General features: G+C 67.7%; 18 protein-coding genes and 1 tRNA gene. 6 read left to right on the top strand and 13 right to left on the bottom strand.

What is annotated here, in order from left to right:
• Positions 1 to 3 precede the first annotated feature (3 nt).
• Positions 4 to 1356, bottom strand: a complete 1353-nt coding sequence (locus AB0M22_RS16375; protein WP_364726563.1) for a serine hydrolase — start codon at positions 1354 to 1356, stop codon at positions 4 to 6.
• Positions 1357 to 1678: 322 nt separating this feature from the next.
• Here AB0M22_RS16375 and AB0M22_RS16380 point away from each other — a divergent pair, with 322 nt between their 5' ends.
• The 3 genes from AB0M22_RS16380 to bla all read left to right on the top strand — a co-directional run bounded on the left by AB0M22_RS16380 (position 1679) and on the right by bla (position 4705).
• The gene (locus AB0M22_RS16380) at positions 1679 to 2122 is read left to right on the top strand and encodes a Fur family transcriptional regulator (protein ID WP_364726566.1); all 444 of its coding nucleotides are present in this window, start codon (positions 1679 to 1681) and stop codon (positions 2120 to 2122) included.
• A 54-nt stretch (positions 2123 to 2176) separates the two neighbouring features.
• The gene (locus AB0M22_RS16385; RefSeq protein ID WP_364726569.1) at positions 2177 to 3664 is read left to right on the top strand and encodes a catalase; all 1488 of its coding nucleotides are present in this window, start codon (positions 2177 to 2179) and stop codon (positions 3662 to 3664) included.
• Between the two features lie 117 nt (positions 3665 to 3781).
• Positions 3782 to 4705, top strand: a complete 924-nt coding sequence (gene bla / locus AB0M22_RS16390; protein ID WP_364726571.1) for a class A beta-lactamase — start codon at positions 3782 to 3784, stop codon at positions 4703 to 4705.
• 54 nt (positions 4706 to 4759) lie between these two features.
• Here the strand turns inward: bla and AB0M22_RS16395 are convergent, their stop codons facing one another.
• Complete coding sequence (locus AB0M22_RS16395; RefSeq protein ID WP_364726573.1) at positions 4760 to 5200, bottom strand: hypothetical protein; 441 nt, start codon at positions 5198 to 5200, stop codon at positions 4760 to 4762.
• Between the two features lie 697 nt (positions 5201 to 5897).
• On the opposite strand from AB0M22_RS16395, the gene AB0M22_RS16400 reads away from it, so the two are divergent.
• Both AB0M22_RS16400 and AB0M22_RS16405 read left to right on the top strand, forming a co-directional pair.
• Positions 5898 to 7124 (top strand): cytochrome P450, encoded by a 1227-nt coding sequence (locus AB0M22_RS16400; RefSeq protein ID WP_364726576.1) that lies wholly within the window; start codon positions 5898 to 5900, stop codon positions 7122 to 7124.
• A complete protein-coding gene (locus AB0M22_RS16405) occupies positions 7121 to 7711 on the top strand; it encodes a helix-turn-helix domain-containing protein (RefSeq protein WP_364726579.1) in 591 nt (196 codons plus the stop codon). Before AB0M22_RS16400 ends, AB0M22_RS16405 begins: the two co-directional genes overlap by 4 nt.
• Before the next feature lie 57 nt (positions 7712 to 7768).
• Here the strand turns inward: AB0M22_RS16405 and AB0M22_RS16410 are convergent, their stop codons facing one another.
• From AB0M22_RS16410 to AB0M22_RS16460, 11 genes are all read right to left on the bottom strand, one after another.
• On the bottom strand, positions 7769 to 9001 hold the full coding sequence (locus AB0M22_RS16410) for an FAD-dependent monooxygenase (protein ID WP_364726582.1): 1233 nt from the start codon (positions 8999 to 9001) through the stop codon (positions 7769 to 7771).
• 234 nt (positions 9002 to 9235) lie between these two features.
• On the bottom strand, positions 9236 to 10954 hold the full coding sequence (gene atzF, locus AB0M22_RS16415; protein ID WP_364726585.1) for an allophanate hydrolase: 1719 nt from the start codon (positions 10952 to 10954) through the stop codon (positions 9236 to 9238).
• Complete coding sequence (gene uca, locus AB0M22_RS16420; protein WP_364726588.1) at positions 10955 to 14611, bottom strand: urea carboxylase; 3657 nt, start codon at positions 14609 to 14611, stop codon at positions 10955 to 10957. It abuts the gene before it with no gap.
• 26 nt (positions 14612 to 14637) lie between these two features.
• Positions 14638 to 15339: a GntR family transcriptional regulator gene (locus AB0M22_RS16425; protein ID WP_364726591.1), complete on the bottom strand. Its 702-nt coding sequence runs from the start codon at positions 15337 to 15339 to the stop codon at positions 14638 to 14640.
• A 96-nt stretch (positions 15340 to 15435) separates the two neighbouring features.
• On the bottom strand, positions 15436 to 16575 hold the full coding sequence (locus tag AB0M22_RS16430) for a Fic family protein (RefSeq protein ID WP_364726593.1): 1140 nt from the start codon (positions 16573 to 16575) through the stop codon (positions 15436 to 15438).
• A gap of 427 nt (positions 16576 to 17002) precedes the next feature.
• Positions 17003 to 17506 (bottom strand): N-acetyltransferase, encoded by a 504-nt coding sequence (locus tag AB0M22_RS16435; protein WP_364726596.1) that lies wholly within the window; start codon positions 17504 to 17506, stop codon positions 17003 to 17005.
• A 184-nt stretch (positions 17507 to 17690) separates the two neighbouring features.
• Positions 17691 to 18428: an SDR family oxidoreductase gene (locus AB0M22_RS16440; protein ID WP_364726599.1), complete on the bottom strand. Its 738-nt coding sequence runs from the start codon at positions 18426 to 18428 to the stop codon at positions 17691 to 17693.
• Between the two features lie 291 nt (positions 18429 to 18719).
• Positions 18720 to 19358, bottom strand: coding sequence for a Uma2 family endonuclease (locus AB0M22_RS16445; protein WP_364726602.1), 639 nt, complete (start codon positions 19356 to 19358; stop codon positions 18720 to 18722).
• A gap of 137 nt (positions 19359 to 19495) precedes the next feature.
• A tRNA-Pro gene (locus tag AB0M22_RS16450) sits at positions 19496 to 19569 on the bottom strand.
• An 82-nt stretch (positions 19570 to 19651) separates the two neighbouring features.
• Positions 19652 to 21316 (bottom strand): hypothetical protein, encoded by a 1665-nt coding sequence (locus tag AB0M22_RS16455; RefSeq protein WP_364726605.1) that lies wholly within the window; start codon positions 21314 to 21316, stop codon positions 19652 to 19654.
• Positions 21317 to 21354: 38 nt separating this feature from the next.
• Positions 21355 to 22317 carry a metallophosphoesterase gene (locus AB0M22_RS16460; protein ID WP_364726608.1) on the bottom strand — a complete coding sequence of 321 codons (963 nt, stop codon included), beginning with the start codon at positions 22315 to 22317 and terminating at the stop codon, positions 21355 to 21357.
• Between the two features lie 159 nt (positions 22318 to 22476).
• Between AB0M22_RS16460 and AB0M22_RS16465 the strand changes: the two genes are divergently transcribed.
• On the top strand, positions 22477 to 22941 hold the full coding sequence (locus AB0M22_RS16465; RefSeq protein WP_150400781.1) for a GatB/YqeY domain-containing protein: 465 nt from the start codon (positions 22477 to 22479) through the stop codon (positions 22939 to 22941).
• Positions 22942 to 23013: the final 72 nt, after the last annotated feature.

A 23013-nucleotide genomic window follows, 5' to 3' on the forward strand; every position in this document is an offset into this window, starting at 1 on the left:
GAATCACCGGATTCCCGGCGCGTCCGGGCCGAGGCACACCAGGATCGCGCAGCCCGGCGCGGTGTCCCAGAACGGCGGGGCCAGCGGATAGTCCAGGCAGGAGAAGATATTGCAGCCGGGATAGGTGTCCGGGCCGATGCCGAACACCGCGAGCAGGATGTCCGGGTCGACATATGTTCTGGGGTCCAGCACCACCGGCGGTTCGACGAACGGGCCCGGGTCGGGCAGCGGCCGATCGTGGAATGCGGCGAACAGTTTGCGGAAGAATTCATACGGCAGTTCGGCCTGGTTTTGCAGGCTGCCGGTCACTCCTTTGCTGCTGCGGTTGCCGAAGAATCCGGTCCAGACCACGGTGAGGTCCAGGCTCGGAATGCCGAAAACGTTCTGCATGCCGAGTCCGTCCATCATGAACACGTCCTCCGGCACGTTATAGAGGGGCGCCGCGCACTCGGGTCCGAGCCAGAACAGGTACCCGTAGCATTCATTGGCCGAGGACGGCCGCAGCGCTTTCCTCAGGTACGTGTCCGAGATGAGTTGCCTTGTGCCCCAACGCCCGTCGTTACTCACCAGCAGTCCGAGCTTGGCGAAGTCGTTCGGCGGAATCATCAGATGGGCATACCCGTAGGTGTGCCCGGACCGATCGCGCGCCCAGTAGTAGTCGCCGCGTTCGATGCCGAGCGGATCGAACAGTTCCCGCTGCGCGAATTGCTGCAACGGCTCGCCGACCGCCAATTCGAGGACGTAGGTGAGCAAGTCGACGTTGCGCTGGCTGTAGGTGAAGTCGGTGCCGGGCGGATGGACCAGCGGCATGCCCAACGCCTGCACGGCGCTGTTCGGGTCGATCGGGACCACGCCGGTGATGCCCTCGGTGAGCGCGCCGACCTTCAAACCCGAGGTCTCGGTGAGCAGGTTCTCCACGGTGATCGAGCGGTGCTCGGCATCACCGAGCTCGGCGGGCAGGTAGCGGTCGATCGGCGCGGCGATATCGAGTTTGCCCTGGTCCCAAGCGATTCCGGCGAGCATCGAGACCACGCTCTTGGTGGAACTCCAGATGTTCCACGCCACGTTCCCGGTCTGCGCGTTCGTCGGCCCCTCGCCGATCAGGCAGTTGTGCCGGAACACCTGCACGTTCAACCGGTTTCGGGTGGCGGCGAAGGTCAGCGCGTCCGCGAGCCGCTCCGCGTCCAGGCCGACCTGCTCCGGCTGGGCCCGCGGGAACTCCCGTCCGGACTGCGGCGTGCACCGTAGCTCGCCGGTGGCGCGGCTCGGTGCCGCCTGCGCGCTGCCGGCCAAGACATTGCCCGCGACCAGCGAGAACACAGCGAAGCCAACCAGGAACCCACCGAATCGCCCCATGCGCACGAGGCTATCGCGCAAGCCCGCCAGGGCCGGGACAACCGGCGGCGAGCCGGGCAGAAAACACAAACGCCGCCAGGTCAGAAAACCTGGCGGCGCTGAGTCGCCCGACGCCACAGCGTCACGACTCGAAGTCGACGTCCCACAAGCGCCTCTCGGCGGGTGGTCGCTCGTAGCGACAAAGGGGTGAGGCCCGGGGCTGTCCGGACGCCGACAGTGGTGATCAACGACCGCCCACCCGGATGTATTCCGCCGCAGCGAATGTGATGTGCGCCACTGTCCTTTTCTTGACTAATTCCAGAAAAGGAGGAGTATCGAAGTCATGCACACCAACCGCACCGACCCGCGAACGCAGTTGCGTGCGGCCGGTCTGCGGGTCACCGCCCCGCGGGTCGCGGTGCTGGACGCGGTCGCCGCCGCACCGCATTCCGATGCGGATCGGGTGGCGGCCACCGTCCGGGCAGCCCTGGGTTCGGTGTCCACGCAGGCCGTCTACGACGTGCTGAGGGCCTGCGTGCACGCCGGGATTCTGCGGCGCATCGAGCCGGCCGGCTCGGCCGCGCTGTACGAGACCCGCGCCGGGGACAACCATCACCACCTGGTGTGCCGTAGCTGCGGCACGGTCGTCGACATCGACTGTGTCGTGGGCGCAGCCCCCTGCCTGACCCCCGCCGACGACCACGGTTTCGCGGTCGACGAGGCGGAGGTCGTCTTCTGGGGCCTGTGTCCGACCTGCCGCACGAACAGCGGCAGCAATCCTGATTGAGCCCGGGGGTACAGCCCACCCCCGGGCATTCGCGCCGACGAGGAGGCTTCGAGAATGACCAAGCCGACAACCACCAACACCGGAACCCCGGTGGAAAGCGACAACGAATCGCTCACCGCCGGAACCCAGGGCCCGATCCTGCTGCACGACCACTACCTGATCGAGAAGCTCGCCCAGTTCAACCGCGAGCGGGTGCCGGAGCGGATCGTGCATGCCAAGGGCGCGGGGGCCTACGGCGAGCTGGTGGTGACCAACGACGTCAGCCGCTACACCAAGGCCAAGCTGTTCCAGCCGGGTGCGCGGACCGAGTCGCTGGTCCGGTTCTCCACCGTCGCCGGCGAACAGGGCAGCCCCGACACCTGGCGCGACCCACGGGGTTTCGCGGTGAAGTTCTACACCGAGGACGGCAACTACGACCTCGTCGGCAACAACACCCCGGTCTTCTTCATCAAGGACCCGATCAAATTCCCGGACTTCATCCGGTCGCAGAAGCGCCTGCCCGGCAACGGACTTCGCGATCACAACATGCAGTGGGACTTCTGGACCCTGCGTCCGGAGACCGCGCACCAGGTGACCTGGCTGATGGGTGACCGCGGCATCCCGAAGACCTACCGGCACATGAACGGCTACGGCTCGCACACCTATCAGTGGGTCAACGAGGCAGGCGAGCGCTTCTGGGTGAAGTACCACTTCAAGACCGACCAGGGCGTCGACTACCTCACCCAGGCCGACGCGGACCGGATCGCCGGCGAGAACGCCGACTTCCACCGGCAGGACCTGTGGGAGGCGATCGAGCGCGGCGAGTTCCCGAGCTGGACCCTGCACGTGCAGGTGATGCCGGCCGCCGACGCCGAGGGCTACCGGTTCAACCCGTTCGACCTGACCAAGGTGTGGTCGCACAAGGACTACCCGCTGATCGAGGTCGGCAAGTGGACGCTGAACCGCAACCCGGGCAACTATTTCGTCGACATCGAGCAGGCCGCGTTCGAGCCGTCGAATGTGGTGCCGGGCATCGGCTTCTCGCCGGACAAGATGCTGCTCGGCCGGGTGTTCGCCTACGCGGACGCGCACCGCTACCGGATCGGCACCAACTACGCGCAGCTGCCGCCGAACCTGCCGCGCGCCGCGGAGGTGAACTCCTACTCCAAGGAGGGCGCGATGCGGTTCTCCTACAACGACGCGAGCGTGCCGGTGTACGCGCCGAACTCCTTCGGCGGACCACACGCCGACCCGGCGCAGGCGCCCGACGGCGGTCTGTGGGAGTTCGATCCGACGATGGTGCGGGCGGGTTACGTCCAGCACACCGAGGACGGCGACTTCACCCAGGCAGGCACGCTGGTGCGCGAGGTGCTCAACGATGAGCAGCGCGAACGTCTGGTGAACAACATCGTCGGGCACGTGCTCGGCGGCGTGCAGGAGCCGGTGCTGAGCCGGGTCTTCGAGTACTGGACCAACGTGGATCCGGAGCTGGGCAAGCGGGTCGAGGAGGGTGTCCGGGCCGGTCTCGACACCGGTTCGACGCCGCCCCCGTCGCAGGGCTGACCGTGGCATCGCGGCGGGTGCGCACCACGCGTGCGCGCCCGCCGCGGTCATAGCCGCAGGTCATGCGGACTGAGGTCCCGGTTTGCCGGGCGCCGACCGGCCTGCGACAGTGATGGGATGTTTCGGCTGACGCGTGATTCCCGGGTGGCCTTGACCACCGCCGCTCTCGTCCTTCCGTTGCTCGCCGGCTGCGGCACCGATTCCACTCCGGCACATACCGACTCGCCGACCACCAGCACCCAGGCCGACAACGCCGCGGCGGCGGAGCTGGCCGCGCTGGAGAAGAAGTACGACGCGCGGGTCGGCGTGTTCGCCGTCGACACCGGCAGCGGCAAGACGCTGACCGCGCGCGGCGACGAACGCTTCCCGTTCCTGTCCACCTTCAAGGGCCTGGCCGCCGGGGCCCTGCTGAAGGCGCATCCGCTCGACACCGGCTACTTCGACCGGGTCATCCACTACACCGACGCCGACCTGCAGAGCTATTCGCCGGTCACCAGCACCAAGGTCGCCGAGGGCATGACCATCGCCCAACTCGCCGAGGCCGCGATCACCCAGAGTGACAACACCGCGGGCAACCTGCTGCTCCGCGAACTCGGTGGGCCGCAAGGACTTACCGACTTCCTGCGCGGCATCGGCGACCAGGTGAGCCACCTCGACCGCTGGGAACCCGAACTCAACACCGCCATCCCCGGCGACGAACGCGACACCACCACCCCGGCCGCGCTCGCCGCCGACTATCGCGCGCTGGTGGTCGGTGACGCGCTCGGGGCGCCGGAGCGGGCGCGCCTGACCGGCTGGCTGAAGGCGAACACCACCGGCGACAAGCGAATTCGCGCGGGCGTACCCGCCGGCTGGAGCACCGGCGACAAGACCGGCACCGGCGACTACGGCTGCGCGCACGACGCGGCGGTCACCTGGCCGGACGGCTCGGCCGCGCCGCTGGTCATCGCGATCCAGACCTGCAAGTCCGTCAAGGAAGCCGAATCGAGCAACGACGTGGTCGCCGACGCCGCCAAGGTGGCCGTCAAAGCTGTGCACTGACGCCGATTTCCGCTGTCCGCCATTTCGCTTGGCGGACAGCGGCTTAAGGCGTTCTCAGGTCATTGCGCGCCGAGCGCGCAGACCGGCGACGCCGATGAGTAGATCGGCGATGATCTCGAAAATCGCCGCGAACCAAGAGAATCCATTGACCTTGGCCGCAGCGGGCGGGTTGATGAAGCTGTCGCTGAACGGGCCGAACCAGTCCGGGAAAATGTGCACCAGGATGAATCCGGCCGCGCTGACGAAGCCGATCGCGATCGCCGCGCGCGCCGCCCATCGATGACCGGCGAAAACCAGCCCGATGGTCGCGACCGCGAGGACGAATTGCACCGCGCCGAGCGCCATTACGGTGCCGGAGACGGTGTCCATCCCGCGACGCAGATGATCCGCCCCGTGGGTGAGCAGCGCTACCGCGAATACCGCGGCAGCCCAACGTAATTCGGCGAAGGCGGGACCGGTGTCGAGATTCGGCCGGGCTGCTGTCGGGTGCGCCATGGTGACCCCCATCGGAAGAGACGTGACGGCGACTGCGCCATCACTCTACGACCGAGTGTAGTAGACCTGGTGGTTTCCGACCAGGTTTCACTCCGCTCCTACAGCAGGCCCCACCAATACAGCACGCAGGCCAGCACCCAGACCACCACGGTTTCCATCGTCGCTCCCACTCTCATTCACGCACCTGTCTCCATCATCCGCCATCCGGGACCAGTTGATACAAACAAGGCACATTCGTTGCGCACCTGACGCCATCACCTGCGGTTTTACGCCTGCAAGGTGTTCTTAAGTCCGTGCTAAGCCCGCACAGGCATTGTTTGTCTCAACACCGAACGCTCCGGTTTGGGGGAACCGGAGCGTTCGGTGGGTTAGTCCACCACCGGGGGTGGGGAACGGAGCGCGACCTGTCTTCGAGGGGTTGACAGGTCGGGCTCCGGGGGAGAGTGCTTGCCGGGCCGGTCCACGAGGGGTGACCGGCCTGGCAGGCCACTCGGGACGCGGACACGTTTTCGCTGGCTCTTCCGGGAGCTGACCGGCAACGGACACCGAAGTTGCCGCTGCTGAAGGTAACCGCGGGTGCGCGGGCGATGATCCCGAGACGAGGGGCGGCCGGACCGGTTTCGGAGGGTAATCGGCCCGGCGCCAGTGAGTAGAACTTGTTCTAGACACTTTCGCATATTTGTCTTACCGTCACTACATGTTGATCGATGCGTATCGGCCTGCTCCCGTCTTCGAGCTCCGCTCCGGCGCCACCTGGACGTCGCCGTGGGAGATGTATGCCGCACTGCGCGAACAGGATCCGGTGCACCACGTGGTGCCGCCGGCCCGTCCCGATCACGACTACTGGGTGCTCACCCGGCACGCCGAGGTCTACGCGGCGGCCCGCGACAGCGAGACCTACTCCTCCCGCGACGGCCTGACCGTGGAGTACGGCGAGCTGGAACAGATCGGGCTGACCGACAATCCGCCGCTGGTCATGCAGGATCCGCCGGAGCACACCGACTTTCGCAAACTCGTCGCGCGTGGATTCACCCCCCGGCAGGTCAGCGAGGTGGAACCGGTGGTGCGCCGATTCGTCCGTGACCGCCTCGACCGGATCGCCGCGGACGGTGGCGGCGACATCGTCAAGCAGGTGTTCAAGCCGCTGCCGAGCATGGTGGTGGCCTATTACCTCGGCGTGCCCGAGGAGGACCGGACTCGGTTCGACGGCTGGACCGACGCGGTGGTCGCGGGCAGCGCCGATCGCGCGCAGACTCAGGCGCTGCCTGCGTCGATGGAGATGATGGGTTACTTCGCCGAGCTGATCAAGCGGCGGCGGACCGACCCGGGGGAGGACACCGTGTCGCTGCTCGTGCAGGCGGGCATGGCGGCGGACGACACGGATGTGCTTGGGCTGGTACAGATTCTGGCCTACACCTGGACGATGGTCGCGGGGGGCAACGACACCACGACGGGATTGCTCGGTGGCGCGGTGCAACTGCTGCAACAACATCCGGACCAGCGCGCCGAGCTGACCGCCGACCCGGATCGAATCCGCACTGCGGTAGAGGAATTCGCCCGGTTGACCGCGCCGGTGCAGGGTCTCGCGCGGACGGTGACGCGTGCGGTCGAGTTGGACGGCAAGATAATCCCCGTGGGGCGCAAGGTATTGCTGGTGTTCGGCTCCGCCAACCGCGACGAACGCGCGTTCGGTGCGGACGCGGCAGAGCTGGATATCGACCGGAATCCGCAGCGCATCCTCACTTTCGGGCACGGCCCACACCACTGCCTCGGTGCGGCCGCGGCGCGGATGCAGGCCCGAGTGGCGCTGGAGGAGTTGCTCGATCGCTTCCCGAACTTCACCGTGGATATCGACGCGGTCGAATACGCGCCGGGGCCTTATGTCCGGCGGCCGACCACCGTTCCGTTCCGGTGCGTGGCATGACCGGGGACTGGTTGGCGGACGGGCGTGCGGAACTGGCGAGCGAGCGGATCCTCGACGCGGTGCGCGCGCTGTTCATCGACAAGGGGGTGACCGGTGTCGGAATGGCCGAAGTCGCTGAGGCCGCAGGGTGTTCCAGGGCGACGCTCTATCGGTACTTCGACAATCGGCAGGCCCTGTACGTCGCCTTCGCCGGTCGCGAGGCGCGTCAAGTGGTCGAGCGGGTATGGCGTGATCCGGCGGTCACCGCGGCGGCGGATCCCGGCGAGCAACTGCTCGACGGTTTCACCGCGTTGATCGCCGAGGTTCGTAAAACGCCGCACCTGGCCGTCTGGTTCGAGCCGGCCAATGCGGGAATCGTTGCCCAGCTGTCGAATTCGTCGGACGTGGTGGACACCCTCGCGACCGACTTCGTCAGCGGGTTCCGCCCGGACCTGCCCGCGCCCGCCGCCCGCCGGCTCGGGCAGTGGTTCGTCCGAGTGATGGTGTCGCTGTTGACCCTGCCCGGCGCGGGCGAAGACGACGAGCGCGCGCTGCTGCGCAATTTCGCCCTCCCGTTCCTGCTCGACCAGCGAACGGTCGTCGAATAGTCCTGCACGACAACGACCGGAGCCGTACGGGACGGCTCCGGTCGCTGCGAGTTCGGATTACCGGCTGACGGTTTGCGCCGAGTAGTCGGGCAGGTCGTAGGACTCGGTCCGGGTGAGCATCTTCATCATCAGCGGCTTCATCGCCTTCGAGGTCATCAGCTTGCTGACCGTGTGCCCCGCGCGGATGCCGAAGCTGGACTTCGGGGTCATCGCCTTCAGCCCACCCGGCGGGAGCTCCTGCGCCTTCGCGATGAACGGCCGGAGCACCTCCTCGTAGCGGGCCAGCGCCTGCTCGGGATCGCCTGCATGCGTGGCGATCTCACCGGCGAGCACGTACGCGCCGATCAGCGCCATCGCGGTGCCGTTGCCGGTGAGCGGCGAACCGCAATAGCCGGCGTCGCCGAGCAGCACGACCCGCCCCTTCGACCAGGTCGGCATGTCGATCCGGGCCAGCTCGTCGAAGTAGAAGTCGCTCGCCCCGCCCAGCGCGCCGGTGATGGTGGCCGCCTCCCAGCCGCCGCCGGCCAGCCGCTGCCGGATCAGGTCCTGCTGGGCCGGAACATCGCGGCGCAGTGCGGGATCCGCGTCGGTGCGTATGGTGATCAGCGCCTTCGAGGTGGCCGGGTCGGCATCGGGACGCAGCCCGATATTGGTCGCGCCGACCATCGAGTGCATGGTGAACCAGTTGTTCTCCACGGTGTCCGGGGACGGCAGGGTGAAGAAGGACATGTAGCCGCCGAGGTAGGTGGAGAACTGCTCCTCCGGGCCGAATACCAGCCTGCGAGTGCCGGAATGCAGGCCGTCGGCGCCGATCACGAGGTCGAAGCGCTGCCGCGCACCGGAGGCGAAGGTGACGTCGACGCCGCTCTCGTCCTGCGCGATCTCGGTGATCCACTCGCCGTAGCGGTAGTCCACGCCGCCCGCCTCGGCCAGCGCGTCGAGCAGCACCTGGTTGAAATCGCCTCGGGTGAGCTCGATTTCGGCGACGCCGCCCTTGCCCTCGAACAGCTCGGTCGGCATCCGCACGATGTCGCGGCCCGCGGCGTCGACGAACTTCATGCCGCGCTCGTCGAGCTGGTACTTCCGGATGCCCGGCATCAGGCTCATCCGCTCGGCGACCTCGACGCTCGGTCCGCGCAGGTCGACGGCCTGCCCGCCCGGCCGCGGCGCGTCGGCCCGCTCCACCACGGTGGCGCGGATGCCTGCGCGAAGCAGTTGCAGCGCGACCGCATTGCCGCCGATGCCGCCACCGGCGATGAGGATGCGGGGCTGGGTGGAGTTGGCGCTCATGATCTGGTCCCTTGCTTGACGCTGAATGTCTTAGACATATGTCTACAGCACGCTTGAACGAATGTCTAGCACAAATGTATGAGACGAACGTGTAGTAAAGGAACTGCCTGATCAGAGTCGGTTTAACCCATAGCGATCGGACAGCAGGTAGTGAGAGAACTAGGCGAGAACATACGAATGCCGCAGCCCGCTGATCGATCGTGGGCTGCGGCATTCGCTCTGTGGTGGGCGGCGCTACCGAGACAGATAGGCCTTCCAACCGCCGTAAGCGGTGATGTCGGCGGCGGTACGGGCGGCGTCGTAGGTGCAGGCGAAGCCGATCACCGAACGGCCGTCGGACAATTCGATGCTGGTGAGCGCCATGGGGGCGGGGAGGGCGGCGAGGAAGCTGCCGAGTCCCGCTTCGGAGACGCGGAAGAGTTCGCCGAGGATGGGCGCGCCGAGGCCGTCCCCATGGCGGACGAGTCCGGGTTTCGGCGGCGTGGTGTCCAGGGCGGTGAGGCGGTAGGCGTCGGTGGTGCGGATATCTCCGGCGAAGCGGGCGCCGATCTGTTCGAGCTGCCAGTGCAGGGGTTGACCGCGCAGGTGTGCGCCGAATACGGCCAGGTCGACGCCGCGTTCGACCAGCAGGGGCGCGGGCTCGGTGCCGACTATGCGGGCGGCGAGATCGATGGCGACCTGGTCGGTGAACGCGGGTGTCACCAGCATGACGCCGAAAGGCGCACCATCGGTGGTGAGTTCGCCGGGGATCGCGATGGACGCCATGTCGAGCAGGTTGCAGAAGTTGGTGTAGGTGCCCAGGCGTCGGTTGATGCCGATCGGGTCTGCCTGTACCGCAGCGATACTCGGGTGTTCGGTGGTGGTCGGCAGCAACAAGGCGTCGAAACCGTCGAGCAGTTCGGCGGCCGACGCCCGGGCGCGAGCCAGGGTGTCGAGATCCGCGACGAACGCGGGACCGGTTGTGACACCGGCCGATTCGATGATGGCGGCGACCGTGGGGTCTGCGCCGGCGGGCTTGGTTTCCAGGAAGGCGCCCACCGCGGCATAGCGTTCGGCGACGATCGCGCCGTCGTAGAGCAGCAGCGCGGCGTCGAGCAGACCGGAGATGTCGACCTCCTCGATCTTCGCGCCGGAATCCGCGACCACCGCGGCGGTCCGCGCGAACGCCTCCCGATACGGCTCGCTGAGCGCGACGAGGTCGGCGGCGCGCGGGATCGCGATTCGCGCGGCCAGCGGCGCCGCCAGCCGGACGTCGGCCGGCCAGCTGCGACTGCGCGGATCACGCGGCTCCGAGCCCGACATCACCGCGGCGGCGGCCACCGCATCGGTGAGGTCGGTGGCGAAGACGGTGACCGCGTCGTAGTCCACGCAGGCGGGCACGACGCCGTGCGCCGGAATGATGCCCAAAGTGGCCTTGATGCCGACGATTCCGTGCAGGGCCGCGGGTACCCGGCCGGAACCCGCTGTGTCGGTGCCGATTCCGATATCGGCTAGGCCGAGCGCCACCGCGGCCGCCGAACCCGAACTGGAACCGCCGGAAATCAGCTCGGGATCGAACGCGTTCCGCACCGCACCGTAGGGGCTGCGCGTGCCGACCAGTCCCGTGGCGAACTGGTCGAGGTTAGTCTTGCCGAGCACGATCGCGCCCGCCGCGACCAGCCGCTCGATCGCGGACGCGGTTACCTCTGGGGTGTAGGCGAATTCGGGACAGCCCGCGGTCGTCGGCAGCCCGGCGACATCGATGTTGTCCTTGACCGCCACCAGCACGCCGGCCAGCGGCAGCGAAGCACCGTCGGCGAGCTGCCGTTCCACGGCCGCCGCGTCGGCGGCGACCTCGCTCTCCGGGCGCAGCGTGATCCACACCTCGGGTCGATCCACCTCGGCGATCCGCCGATAAGCGGCGGCCACTCGTTCGGTGGGTAGTGTCGTGTTGCCTAGATCGCCGGCGGCCATTCAGTCGACTCCGATCACTGCTAGTGGGGTTCCCGGCTCTACCTTGGCGCCTGGCGTGGCCAGCACCTTCAGAACCGTGCCTGCGCCCGGGCTGTGCACCGGCAGTTCCAGTTTCATCGCTTCCAGCACGGCGATCGGCGCTCCCGCCGTAAGTCGTTGTCCCGCTTCGACTTCCACCCGCCAGACATTGCCGATCATCGGCGCGGTCACCACCGTCGCGCCGGGCGGCATCCCGGCCAGCGGATCGTCGGCCTGCTCGGCGACGGACGCGGTCGCCGCGGGGCGGTCGAATTCGCCCGCCGCGCGCCAGGCCGCCTTCTCCGCCTCGAACGCGGCGGTCTGCTTGGCCGTGAATTCGGCGATCGACTCGGCCTCCGCGCGCAGCAGCGCCAGGTGATCGGCGAGTGCGAAGGTGCCGTCGCTGACCTCCGCGTCGAACCGGCCCGCCTTGGCCGCCTCGCGGTGGTCGAGCAGTTGTTCGGCACTCACCGGCTCCCAGACGATGCGGTCGAAGAACCGGAACAGCCAGGGCGTGCCCGGCTCGAACGGCGCGGACTGCCGGTAGCTGGACCAGATCGGCACGGTCCGGCCGATCAGCTGGTATCCGCCGGGCGAGGCCATGCCGTAGACGCACAGGTACTTGCCGCCGATGCCGACCGCGTCCGACGGTGTCCAGGTGCGGGCCGGGTTGTACTTGGTGGTCACCAGGCGATGCCGCGGATCGAGCGGAACCGCCAGCGGCGCACCGAGATACACGTCGCCGAGGCCGAGCACGAGGTATTCCGCGTCGAACACGGTGGCGCGCACGTCGTCGACGCTGTCGAGTCCGTTGATGCGGCGGATGAATTCGGTGTTCGACGGCAGCCACGGGGCGGTGTCGCGAACTCCGCTGCGGTAGCGGTCGATCGCCTCGGCGATGGACGGATCGTCGAACGAGAGCGGCAGCCGGATGGTGCGGCTCGGCACCACCAGGTCGGTGGTCGCGGGGAGGGCGAGTTCGATCTCGTGCAGGGTGCCGAGCAGCCGATATTGCGGCAGCACTTCGGGATCGAAGTGGATGTGCAGCGAGCGGACGCCCGGGGTGACGTCGAGGATGCCGGGCAGGCCGGTGTCCGCCAGCGCCTCGGCCAGCGCGTGGACGCGCATGCGCAGGCCCAGATCCAGCACCATGTCGCCGTATTCGACCAGGATGTTGTCGTCGCCACCGCGCAGGTAGGCGACGCGCGGGCGATCGCCGTCACCGGCGATGGCCCCGAGAATTCCGTGATCACGCAGTGCGGCAAGCGGATTCGGGACGATATCGTGCGCGCGGGTGCTGTTCGACTCGCGCAGCAGGACGGCTTCGTCGTCGGTGACCGGCACGAACCGGAGGGTGTCGCCGGGTCGCAGCTGGCCGAGTTTCCAGCGGTGCGCCGAGACCACGGTCAGCGGGCAGGCGAAGCCGCCGAGGCTGGGACCGTCGGGGCCGAGCAGGATCGGGGTGTCGCCGGAAACGTTCAACGTGCCGACGCTGTACGGGTTGTCGTGCAGGTTGGACGGATGCAGACCGGCGTCGCCGCCGTCGGTGCGCGACCAGGTCGGTTTGGGTCCTTCGAGGCGGATGCCGGTGCGGTTGGCGTGGCTGCCGACTTGCCAAGGGTGCGTATAGAACTGGGTCATGTCGTCGTCGGTGAAATAGGCAGGGGAGGTCTGCGGTCCCTCGCCGACGGCGAGCTGCCAGTCGTGAGTGAAGTCGGGTCGTTCGTGTTCCGGCACCTCGGCCGGGGCGCCCAGGGTGTTCTCGTCGGTCGGGGCGAGGCCTAGAACATCGCCTGCCACAACGGCTTTGCCGGTGACGCCGCCGAAGCCGCCGAGGGTGAAGGTGGCGGCGCTGCCGTGGTAGAGCGGGGCGTCGATGCCGCCGCGCACCGCCAGATAGGTGCGCAGGCCGGAGTCGGTCGGTGTGCCGAGGTCGAGCACCGAACCGGCCGGCACGGTGATCGGCCGCCACATGGGTGCGGGTTCTCCGTCGACCGTGACCGGAGCGGGCGCGCCGGTCACGCACACCACCGCGGTGTCGGAGAAGCGCAGTTGCGGGCCGTGCAGCGTGCATTCCAGTGCGGGGACGCCGACCGGATTGCCGACCGCGGTATTGGCGAGGGTGAACGACAGGTCGTCCATCGGGCCGGACGGTGGAATGCCGACCTGCCAGAGGCCGATTCGGCCCGGGTAGTCCTGCACCGTCGTCATGGTGCCGCCGCGCAGTACGTCTATGCGGCGACCGACCGGGCGGATCTCGGCCAGCGTCGTGGTGATGTGCTCGGCGCGCAGCACCCGCGAATCGCTGGTCGCCTGGCGTAATTGGGGCAGGTTGGTCTGCACGCCGTAGATATGGGAGTCCGCGAGCGCGCCGGTGAGACGTTCGAAGGCGTGGTCGCGGCTGTCGCCGGTCGCGATCACCTTGGCCAGCAGCGGGTCGTAGTACGGGCTGACCTCGGTGCCGGTGCCGACCCAGGTGTCGACGCGGAGGCCGTACGGCGCGGCGCTCGCGGTGGTGGCGCCGGTGTAGGTCTCCACGGGGAAGGCTGCGGCGGTGATCAATCCGGCGCTCGGGCGGTAGTCGTGGCCGGGATCCTCCGCGTACACCCGGGCTTCGACGGCCCAGCCGGTGATCGGCGGACCGCTCTCCGGCTGTTCGTCCACCATCGAGGTGTCGCCACCGGCCAGGCGCAGCATCCAGGCGACCAGGTCGACGCCGGTCACCGCCTCGGTTACCGGATGTTCCACTTGCAGGCGGGTATTCATCTCCAGGAACGAGGCGGTGCCGTGTTCGGTGTCGTAGACGAACTCCACCGTTCCGGCCGAGCGGTAGCCGACCGATCGGGCGAGTTCCCTTGATGCCGAGAGCAATTGATCGGTCAGCTCGGGGCTGAGGCCGGGTGCGGGTGCTTCTTCCAGGACCTTCTGATTGCGCCGTTGCAGCGAGCAGTCCCGGGTGCCGAGGCTGACCACGCGGCCGTTGCCGTCACCGAACAGCTGAACCTCGATGTGTCTGGCCCGTGCGACGAAGCGTTCCAGGAAGACGCCGGTCGAGGCGAAGTTCGTCGCGGCCAGGCGCTGTACGCGCTGGTAGGCGGCGCGCAGTTCGTCCGCGTCGAAACAGGCCTGCATGCCGATGCCGCCACCGCCGCCGACCGCCTTGAGCATCACCGGGTAGCCGATTCGAGCGGCTTCCTCGACCGCGTGTTCGGCCGATTCGAGCAGGCCGCTGCCGGGGATGAGCGGAACGCCGACGGCCCGTGCGGCTTCGCGCGCGGTGTGTTTGTCGCCGAAGACGCGCAGCTGCTCCGGTGTCGGGCCGACGAACCGCAGACCGGCCTCGGCCACCTTCGTGGCGAAATCGGCGTTCTCCGAGAGGAATCCGTAACCGGGATGGATGGCGCCCGCGCCGGTCGCCAGCGCCGCCTCGATCACCAGGTCTGCGCGCAGGTAGGACTCGGCGGCCGGGCCGGGTCCGAGACGTACTGCGACATCGGCGATTTCGACATGGGCGGCACCGGTGTCGGCATCGGAGTAGACGGCAACCGTCTTGAGACCCAGAGCCTTCGCGGATCGCATGATCCGGCAGGCGATCTCGCCGCGATTGGCGACCAGCACCGTATCGAATTCCAGCCTCACGTGCTTCTCCCTATTCAGTTGGGGGGTTATTCGGCGGCCATCGCCGCGATGGCCCGGGTGACTCGTTCCAGCACCACGTCGAGTGATTCGCCGATATGCGTGTGCAGCAGCCGGTAGGCGAGCGGAAGGTCGTCGGCGAGAACGGCATCCAGGATGCCGAGATGCTCGGCAATGGTCGTCTCGATGCGATTGTTGACCATGAAGTCGTACATCCGGACGTGCCGGATGCGTGAATTCACCGCCTTCAGCGCCCGCACCATTTCGGCATTTCCGGCCGCGGTGAGCAAGGTGACGTGGAATTCCTCGTCCCGCACGACAAATCCGGGCTCCTGCACCGGCGGATCGGCCCGCAACGCCAGCCACGCCTCGCGCTCGACCTCGAGCAACGCACGGTCATGGACCACCGCGGGATTCGTCATCGCCCGCTGAATCCCGCCCAGCTCCACCGTGATTCGCAGCTCATACAGATCCCGGATCAGCGGAATGCTCGGCCGCACCGGGCTGAACCCGTACTCCTCGCGCTGCAGCAACCCATCCGAACACAGCACGGTCAACGCTTCCCGGATCGGCGTCCGCGAAATCCCGAACCGCGCCGACAATTTCGGCTCCGTCAGCCGCTCCCCGAACTTGATGTCCCCATTCATCAACTCGCTACGCAACGCCGCATAAACCACGTCCCGCAACGGCTTCCCCGCCGCATCTTCCAGTGTGGCCAACCGTGTCGACATACCTGTATACGCTATGGAGCTCGCGTTTCATCGATGTGACGACAGGTTAGCAAGGCGTAAGAGTCTCCTCACCGCGCGCGGCACGGATGTCCTCGTTCACGGCTTCAATAATTCGGCCCTGAGCCCGGGATATGGATCCACGATATGCCGTGGCACTTCCTCGCGGAGGACGGATCGGAGTTCTATGAGCTGTGCTCCGGCCACGTAGTGGCGGCCGCGGGTCTCGCCGCGCGCGGCGAGCAGTCCGAGGTCGGTCAGTGCCTTGAGATCGCGGGAGGCGGTTCGTTCATCGATCTGGGCCCGGCTGAGATACCCGTGCCGGCGGATACGGAACCCGATCAAGGCGTCGTACAGGATGTCGGCGGCTCGTTCCGGCAGCTTGTGCGTGCCGACGAGTTCATCGAGGTGCAACCACGCCCGTTCGGTGCGATGCATCCGGCCCTCGACGGTCTGCGCCTGGATGTCGTGCGCGCGCAGGTTGAACTTCACCCACAGGCCGGCATCGCGCTCCGGTGACCAGGCGCCGGCTCCGGTAGCCGCCAGGATTCGGTAGTAGTCATCGGTATTCACGCCGAGCCATTCCTCGATGCTGCAGAAGGTCGGCTCGGCGATGCCACCGCGGGATACGACCAGAGTCTGCAGGGCGCGGGCCATACGGCCATTGCCGTCGCGGAAGGGGTGGATCATCACGAGGTTCAGGTGTGCCATCGCGCCGGCCACGATCGGGTCGGTGTCGCACTCGAGCGCGTCGGCGAGTTCGGCCATCAATCCGGGTACCAACGCCGAGCCGGGACCTTCGTAGACGGTGTCGCCGCTGGTGTCCTCGCGCACGTAGATCGGTCCGGTGCGGTACTGGCCGGGGCTCTTCGCGAGATCGTGGCCGAGCAGCATGAAATGCAGTGCCCTGATGGTGGATTCGTCGACCGGCGCCGCACTCTGGGCCACCGTCAGCACGTACCCGAGCGCCTGCCGGTAGCCGCGAATTTCGGCGAAGGTCTGCTCATCGGCGGTGAGCGCTTCCTCGTAGTCGACGGCCGCGGCCGCGTCGTCGGTCTCGACCCGATACCCCTCGATGCTGTTCGAGCCGCGGATGGCACGGGCCATGAGATTGCGCCGCAGCAACCCCGGCCAGCGTTTGGGTACCCGCATGGCCGACGCGAGGCTGGCGCGCCGTCGATAGATGCCGCTCAGCACAGCCTGGTCGTTGGAGTCGAGCTCGGGTGTCGCGTACAGCACGGGTCGCCCTCCGATGTCCTGATGTCTCTAATCTTAGGACAAAAATGGATTCCTGGCTCTAATTTAGAGACATCAGGACGCTTCGACCTGGAGAAATGTAGTCAGGTCAGCTCCGGGTTGGACGAGTATGGGCACCTGCCACGGACTCGGCAACTGGGCTGGAGAGGGAAACTTCGGCGGGTGCATCTCATGGCGAACAGCCTTGATGACACGGCACGGGCGCGTGCATTTCAATGCTCGTGAGGAGGGTTGGTTCGCTGTGAACTCAGCTGCGACAACAGCTTTCGGATTTGCGGCAAATCGCTACTCGACCGGGCGGGTGCAGTTCGGCTACGGGTTGCGCAGTGGGGCAATGTGTTCCGTGGCTTACGGATCGATGCCGGTGGTTTGTGCTTGGAATTCCCTGTGGTGCAGGACTATTGAGGTGTCAGGTGTTGGCTAGCTTGTATTCCAGGACATCTCGGGGTTCGCCGGCGCCGAAGTAGCGTTCCTCGTAGCCGGTCCAGGCGAAGCCGATGCGGCGGTAGAGGTTGTATGCCGACTGGTTGGTCGGGCGGACGGTGATGAGGACGCTGCGCATTGCCTGGCGGCGGCATAGGTTGATCGCCTCGGCCAGCAGGGTGGACCCGTAGCCGCGACCGCAGCTGTGTGTGCGGACCGCGAGGCTGAGCAGCCAGCCGCGGCGGTCGGGGGTGAGCGCGACCAGGACGTGGCCGACGACCAGGCCGTCGGCCTCGACGATCAGCCAGTTGGCGCCGTGCAGGTCGAAGAGTTGGCGCAGCACGAAGTATGGGTAGGCCTGATCGCCGAAGCGTTCGGCCTCGATCGCCGCGACATCGGCGAGATCGGAAAGTTCGGCATTCCGATACACGGGCGTCGATGACGTCGTCGCGCTGTCCACTGTGCTCGCTTGCGCGGTAACACGAGTCATATTTCACAGCGTAAGCGTTTGCTCGCTCGGTCGCGGCGAACCCGGTGTGCACGATCCGGATCGAGATCGTGCAGCCGGAGTCTCGCGGTCGCGCAGAACCATTCGCTGACCGGCCGATCAGGTTCGGCCGAGCGGCCCGCGTTGCCCGAGTTTCACCGGCAGTTTGCCTCAGTCATGGGATGTTTCAGGCGGTTGGGGCCTGCACCCGAATGTGCTGCGCGGTCACCGCTTCGGCCTCGTCGCTCACCAGGAAGGCCACCGCGTCGGTGAGCTCGGTTGCCGCGCCGAGGCGTTCGGATGTGCCAGTCCCCATGACGTAACTCGGTTCGTGCTCACCCTTGCCCTGGCCGCCGTTGTCGGCACCGGCCGCGCCAGGAGTGACCGCGTTGACCGCGATGCGCCGCTGGGTGAAATCCGTGGCGAGCGAGCGGGTGAACTCCGCGATGGCCTCCGTCGCGGCGTTTTCGACGGCGTTGCCGGGCGTCGCCGCACCGCCGACGGTGATGATGCGGCCGCCGTCGGCGAGGTGGACCGCGGCGAGCTGGATCCCGTTGAACACAGCCTTGGCCGGCGCGGCGAAGCCGAACTCGAACTCTTCCGTGGAGATCTCGCGCAGCGGTGTGGTGATCGATGCCGCACCGGTGTGCACCAGCACATCCCAGTGCCCGCACTCCTCCAGCAGCGCCTGGATCAGCTCCGCGTATTCACCCCGATCGCCGATGTCGGCGGCGAGCGCCAGCGCCGAACCGCCGGCGTTGGTGATCTCCTTGACCACGTCGGCGGCCGATTCCGGGCTGTGCGGGTGCTGGATCACCACCTGCGCGCCCTGCCCGGCAAGGGTTTTGGCGATGGACTTGCCGATTCCGGTGTCCGCGCCGGTGATCAGGGCGGTCTTTCCGGCAAGCGGGCCGGTCATGTTCATGGCCTTGCCTTTCCAGGTTCGCCGCTGGGTGCCCAGCAGCGGCCCCAGTATGCCGTCCAGGTCTGCCCAAAATCGACTGCTTCGCTACACCGTCCGGCTTTCCAGCGCTCGCCAGGCGGGGCGGCGGCCGTTGGTGATCCAGCGCAGCAGCCATTCTGCGAGGTAGTTGGTCAGCGCGATCCGTCCGGCCGGTGCGGATCCAGGTGCTGCCTGCCGAGCCCACTGGAAGCCGATCCATTGAGTGTGTCGCAGGACCAGTTCGCTAGGTGGATTCGAAGCGGATAGCGCAGATCAGTCCACGCCGAGGTCGAGGTCTTCCCAGGTGATACGGACGTCCAATGGGCTCAGTGTCTCGATCGCAGCGTCGAGCGGTTCCGTGCGGGTTCGGTGACCGCTCGAGACGTACCTTCCATCGGAGTTCAGAACGAGCCTTTCGACAGAGATCGCCGGGCCGTCGTCATTGGCCATGCGAACGATCCAGTAGTGCTGAATGCCGAAGCGGGCGTATTCCGCACGTTTGTCGATCATGTCCGTCGTAACGGTGGTCGGTGAGACCACTTCGACGACCAGAACGGTATCGGCAGTGGTCGGCTTTTGCTTCCAGCGCCCGCGGGGCTGGTCGATGCAGTGGTACAGGATGACGTCGGGGCGCTTGTAGTGCAGTGGAACCTCTGAGACGAGCATGTCCACGTCACGATTGATCCGAAGGCAGGGGTCCGTCGAGGCACGTTTTGCTTCCGCGTCGAGCAATGCGCGTTCGATGTTGCGTGCGACGGCGTTGTGGTTGGGTGTGGCGGATTCGCAGAAGATGACCATCCCGTCCTGGACCGCGACGTTGCGCGCCAGATCCTCCGGCATCGCCAGATAATCGTCGATGTCGACGGGAAAGATGTAGGTCTTCGGCGAAGACCAATCGAACGCTTCCGACACGATGACCGTCCTTCAGCTGGTAGTCGCTGTAATCGTAAGTCACGGTCGGTCTCGAACGTCGTCCGTGAAAGGGTCCGGAAACGGGTCTGCCCCCTGCCGGTGAAGGCAGGGGGCAGACCGTTCGTCTCAACCACGAGTCGGGGTGACAGGATTTGAACCTGCGACCTCTTCGTCCCGAACGAAGCGCGCTACCAAGCTGCGCCACACCCCGTGAATCGAACCTGGACTACCTTACAACAAGGACGGTGTAGACGTTAAACCCACTGCTCAGAGGGGGTATCCAGGGCGGTTGATCAGCCGTCGTGGGGACGGATGCTGGTGAAGATGCGCTTGGCGGTGTCCGCGTCGAGGGCGTTGGGCACGCCGGTGTCGGCGGTGATCACCATGACGAAGCTGCCGTTGTCGGTGGGGAACGCGGCGGTGTAGACGGAGTACGCGGTGGCACAGCCGGGCTTGGCCTGGGTGACGGTGCCCTTGGTCTCCACGAACATGCCGCGCTGCGTGCCGTCCAGCGATTCGAGCGGGACCGGCGCGGCCGGGCGGGCGTCGGCGGAGGCGGTGTAGGCGAGCTTGGCCGTCCGGGTGCCGAGATCGGTTGCGGCGGTACCGGAATCGGCGTCCTTCGAACCGGTCAGGAAGGACGCGGTACGGGTCGAGCCGGGGCAGTAGCCCTTGCCGTCGCTGGCATAACCCTTGCCCGCGACCGCGTTCGGCGGCTCGCCGTACCCGCCGATGGCGGTTTCCGGCGCGATGGTCCAGCCCGCGGGCACGTCGTAGGCCGCGCCGCGATCGGGTGCGACCACGACCTGGAAGCCGGGGACGACGGGGGTCTCATGGCGGCCGTTGCTGCTCGGGGTCGGGGCGGCCGTGCTGGTTTTCGACGGGGTCGGCGCGCCCTCGCTGGTGGTGAGGGCGCTCACCATGGAGGGCGAGTTGCGTTGCGAGTCGGCGTTGTTGGAGCCGCGCTTGGCCAGGGTCACCGCGGTGATCGCGCCGCCTGCGACCAGCAGCACCACCAGTCCGATCAACAGCACCGCTTTCCCGCGCCCGCTGGGCGGTGGGCCGCCCGCGCCATGGCCGGGTGGCACCTGGTGCGGCGGCGGCCCGCCGAACCCGCTCTGGGGCGCGTACGCGCCGCCTACGGGCTGTCCGTACACCGGCGGCGCGGCATAGGCGGGCGCAGGGGGCGCCGGTTGCCATTGCAGCGCGGGGTCGGGCTGGCCTAGTCGGGTGGCGTTGGGATAGCCGAGCATGGTCGGGGCCGCTTCGCCCGGCGCGTTCGGGCTCGGTTCCGGCGTGCCGAGGCTCGGCTGCCAGAGACCGGCGGGCTCGCTGAGACTACGAGCCTGCGGCTGTGCCATCAGGGTGGGATCAGCCTGACCCGGCGCGGCGGGCGGCTGCCACTGCTGCGCTTGGCCGCCGGATACCGGCTGCGCCATGAGCGTCGGGTCGGCTCGGCCCGCGGCGGGAGCCTGCCATTGCTGAGCCTGGCCGCCGGAAACGGGCTGCGCCATGAGAGTTGGGTCCGCTTGCCCGGGCGCCTGCCACTGCGGTGCCTGGGGCTGTGCCATGAGGGTGGGGTCGGCTTGGCCGGGCGCCTGCCACTGCTGACCGGTGCCGCCGGGCTGCCGCTGGGGCGCGGCGCTGCCGGGCTGCCACTGCGAGTTCGCCGGGGCGGCAGCACCACTCGGCTGTCCTTGCCCGCCGGGACTCGGCTGCCACTGGTAGTTCGGCGGCGCAGGCGCGACCGACCCACCTTGCTGCCACTGAACGGTCGGATCAGGCTGCCCCGGCGGCGGCCATTGCACCTGCTCGTGGAACCCCGAATCCCGTTTCCAGGGCCGCGCGGGGGCCGGCTGCTCGGCGGTCTCGGCGTCCGACCCGGCCGGGTCGAATTGATCTGCGCCGTATGACGGTTGCTGATCCGGGTCGTTGCGCCGGTCGTCGAATCCACTCACAGTTGTCCCCTGCCTGACACACGTCTCGGCACGCGACCTTAGCGGGCGACGGCCTCCGACGTGGACACGCCCTGTCCGCTCTCCGCGGACGGCCGCTTCGGCGGCGCGGCGACCAGCGTCAACAGGGTCGCCTCGGGCCGGCAGCAGAACCGGTACGGCGCCCACGGCGAGGTGCCAACGCCGGCGGAGACGTGCAGCTGGGTGTGCTCGCCCCACTTGGACGCGCCCTTGACCCGGGACCGGTCGATGCCGCAGTTGGTGACCAGCGCGCCGTACCCGGGCAGGCACAGCTGACCGCCGTGCGTGTGCCCGGCCATGACCAGGTCGTAGCCGTCCTCGGCGAAGCGGTCGAGCACCCGTGGCTCGGGGGAGTGGGTCAGGCCGATGCGCAAGTCGGCCAACGGGTTCGGCGCACCGGCCACCGTGTCGTAGCGGTCGCGGTGCAGGTGCGGATCATCGACGCCGGCGGTGGCGATCCGGATGCCGGAGACCTCCAGGTCCCGGCGGATGTGGGTCAGATCGAGCCAGCCGCGCTCGGTGAAGGCCGCGCGCAGGTCCTTCCACGGCAGCGGGGCGCCGTAGACCCGGCGGTGATCCTTCTTGAAGTACTTCATCGGGTTCTTCGGCACCGGCGCGAAGTAGTCGTTGCTCCCGAAAACGAAAAGCCCCGGGCGGGAAAGCAATCCGCCGAGGGCCTGGACTACCGCGGGTACCGACTTCTGATGCGAGAGGTTGTCACCGGTGTTGATGACCAGGTCCGGCTCCAGCCGATCCAGTTCCCGCAGCCACTGCTGCTTGCGCTGCTGGCCGGGCGTCATGTGCAGATCGCTGATGTGTAGCACCCGCAGTGACGACGAGCCCGGCGCGAGGACCGGCATCGTGGCCTCCCGCAGAACGAAGGCGTTGCGTTCGACCAGCGAGGCGTAGCCGATTCCGGCCACGGCCGCCCCGGCGGCTCCCAACGCGGTCGTGCGGACAGCAGAGGTCGAGATTACGGGCATTTGCCCAGCATAGGTGACCCCGTTGCGGAACGCCGAGTGTGTTTACGCACAACCGCTTGCATTCGGCGTCGAGGACCGCCCCGGAAAACCGGGCCGGGATCAGCCGCAGCAGCGCAAATGTGGTGGGCGGGTTGCCGGGGAGCGGCTACCGTGAGCCTCATGTCGGAACTCAAAGCGCAACTGCGGACGGACATGACCGCCGCGATGAAAGCCAAGGACACGCTGCGTCTCGCCACGCTGCGGATGCTGCTCGCCGCCATTCAGACGGCCGAGACCGCAGGCTCCGAGGCGCGCGAACTCTCCGATGCCGACGTGATCGCCGTGCTGCAGAAAGAGGCGAAGAAGCGCAGCGAGTCGGCCGAGATCTACACCCAGAACGGGCGCGGAGAGCTGGCCGCCAACGAGCACGCCGAGGCGCGGATCATCGACGAATACCTGCCGACCCAGCTGAGCGAGGCGGAGGTCGCCGATGTCGCGGACACCGCGATCGCGCAGGTGGCCGAGGAACTCGGCGAGCGGCCGGGCATGCGGCAGATGGGCCAGGTCATGAAGGTCGCCACCGCACTGGCCGAGGGCAAGGCCGACGGCTCGCGCCTGTCCGCCGCGGTGAAGGCCAGGCTCTGACGCACCCGCCGAGGTAGCCGCGCCGATACACAAAACAAAGGACCGCGAACCTGATCGGGTTCGCGGTCCTTT

Origin of the sequence: Nocardia sp. NPDC051756, from assembly GCF_040681495.1 — a bacterium.
Lineage (GTDB): Bacteria > Actinomycetota > Actinomycetes > Mycobacteriales > Mycobacteriaceae > Nocardia.